Genomic DNA, 550 nt, shown 5'->3' with positions numbered 1-550 from the left:
TACCAGTTCAGTACCAGGTCGTTCTCGAGCTCCGTCGCGGAGTTCGGCAGATACTCGGTAGCTACTGCGTCAAGATGGTTCATGACTCTTCAGTCTTGGGGTTCAGTGGGCCGGCGCGCACGCCTGGCGCTGCATCATGTCGCGCCAGGCGATCGTTCCGGAGCAGATCTGGCTCGCCCCGGCGCGGCCGCAGTTGGCGACCAGGTCCAGGCCCGAGACGTAGGGGGTGAAGGCACCGTGGCGCTGCGGGTACGGGTGCATGGCGTAGTCCATGTATTCGACGGTCACCGCATTGCGCTCGAACAGTTCGTGGTCGAGATAGTTGCGCGCGCCGTGGCCGGTGATGTAGCGACCTGCCTCCATCCGCTTGCACACATCCAGCACGCGCTGGCTCTTCTCGCCGGGGATGCCGAGCGCCGACGAGCGGGCGAACGGCTTGCCGCCGGCCACGCCGAAATAGTCCGCGAGCGCCAGCATGGAAGCCTGGGTCAGCTCGGAAAGCGACGTGGTGGGCAAGGCCAGGACTTCGTCCACCAGGGCCAGCATGTCC

At 65.6% G+C, this 550-nt stretch carries 1 protein-coding gene; it reads right to left on the bottom strand.

Annotated features, from left to right (window positions below; genetic code table 11):
* Positions 1 to 102: 102 nt before the first annotated feature.
* Positions 103 to 550 (bottom strand): WbqC family protein (locus AC1DHL_RS29730; protein WP_478164328.1); only part of this gene is annotated, 448 nt, incomplete at its 5' end.

The sequence above is a fragment of the Variovorax sp. 10L426 genome (genome assembly GCF_056395305.1).
The sequence above is the reverse complement of the archived record's forward strand: the minus strand, read 5'-3'. Positions and strand labels throughout refer to the sequence as shown.